Below are 1,470 nucleotides of genomic sequence, written 5' to 3'. Positions count from 1 at the left end.
GCATCGTGATACCGCCCCAGCAACAGTGGCTCGGCCATCGTTCGTTACCTCAGACAGAAATACGGGCTTTTACGCGCCCGCGAATGTCGGTTTCAAAGTGATGCATAAAAATCTCCATCGCTTCCGCAAATGCGTTGTCCTCGATGTAGTTCAGCATCGGTTCGTAGATATCCATTTCTGCTTCGCGTGTCCGGCGGGTCAGGGGATCGCGAATAACCACCGTCCGGCGATTATCCCGTTTTGAACGGGACACCTCCCCGTTTTCAAACGACCGTTCGCTCAGCAGATTACCTTTCGGGGAAAATCCGGCGTTTTCTGCCTGGCGCCGCGCTTTAATAAAACGCCCCGTGTTGCGGTCACGCCGGGTATGGTGCGGTCGCATCCGCCCGTTGATTCGTCCTTTAAGGTCTTTCACCTTAATGGCATTCAGCCCGAACCAGAGCCGGAAGTTATCCAGTTGCGATCCCCTGTCCAGACGAAAAGACAGCAGACGGCGCCGGACCAGATCCATACTGCGTGGGGCCAGCCCGTCTTTCAGATCCGCCATCGCTTTCTTTCGCAGCGTGGCGGCAGTACGCCTGAGCGCGCGCGAGTATGCTGCACGGAACTGTTTTTGCGTCGCACCGATACTGTCCGCAATTCGCCAGATAACATCCACATCAATATCGACGGGTAAATCCCGCCGCAGTCGAGACTCCCGCGCCATATCAGCTCCATTTATCGATCTGAGGCTGTGTTTTGCCGGGTTCCCCATATGCCAGCGTGACGCGGGTCCGCCCTTCTTCATCCGCGCCGATATGTGTCACCCGGTAAGGGATGGTATTGATCACCACACCGTCATGTTTTTCGAGACCGGAAATATCCGCAGTCATTGCACTGAACGCCGGGGAATGGTTCTGAATTTCCCCGCCGCCCGGTACACCCGACAGTGCATCCGGTGATTCAAAAATCACGGTCACCAGACGCGGGCCTTCACCCGTTTGCAGGCATGCAGGGACTTCTTCGGCAAACGCCCGGTTAATCCGGGCATCTGCTTTAGCCAAACGCTCCCGGAACCGGCTCATCAGAACCCCAGGCGGACGGCAACATCAGCATCATCCGCCTCAGTTGCTCCCCAGGCGGAACCAACAACCGGGTTTGGCGTTGCATCATCGCCTTTTGCCACCGTCAGCTTGCCGCCAGCCAGATACAGTTTCTGGCCAGCCGCAATTTCTTCTGCCGCTTTAGGCAGCACAAAAACACCGGCCATATGCAGTGTTCCCCACTCGCCAGCAGGAATATCGCTGTGTGCCACCCCGGCAATTCCGCCGACCGCCACCAGCGCACCGGATGAAACGGCATCAACACCCGCATTGTGATAATCCAGTGTGGTACCGTCCTGCTGATAGTTATTCGCCATGTTTTTTCTCCATAAAAGGAAAAGGCGACCAGCGCCGCCTTCAGGGATAAAAAAACCGCCAGGCGGCGGTC

At 56.7% G+C, this 1,470-nt stretch carries 3 protein-coding genes; all 3 read right to left on the bottom strand.

Features of this window, described 5'->3' with window-relative positions:
* Nucleotides 1-49: 49 nt before the first annotated feature.
* A complete protein-coding gene (locus tag OH663_RS25945; RefSeq protein WP_200013377.1) occupies nucleotides 50-706 on the bottom strand; it encodes a hypothetical protein in 657 nt (218 codons plus the stop codon).
* Between the two features lies 1 nt (nucleotide 707).
* Complete coding sequence (locus OH663_RS25940) at nucleotides 708-1,064, bottom strand: head-tail joining protein (RefSeq protein ID WP_040230736.1); 357 nt, start codon at nucleotides 1,062-1,064, stop codon at nucleotides 708-710.
* On the bottom strand, nucleotides 1,064-1,470 hold a 407-nt coding region (locus tag OH663_RS25935), incomplete at its 5' end, for a capsid cement protein (protein WP_263525943.1). The genes OH663_RS25935 and OH663_RS25940, both read right to left, overlap by 1 nt.

Origin of the sequence: Citrobacter sp. Marseille-Q5395 (assembly GCF_947057495.1) — a bacterium.
Lineage (GTDB): Bacteria > Pseudomonadota > Gammaproteobacteria > Enterobacterales > Enterobacteriaceae > Citrobacter > Citrobacter murliniae.
The sequence above is the reverse complement of the archived record's forward strand: the minus strand, read 5'-3'. Positions and strand labels throughout refer to the sequence as shown.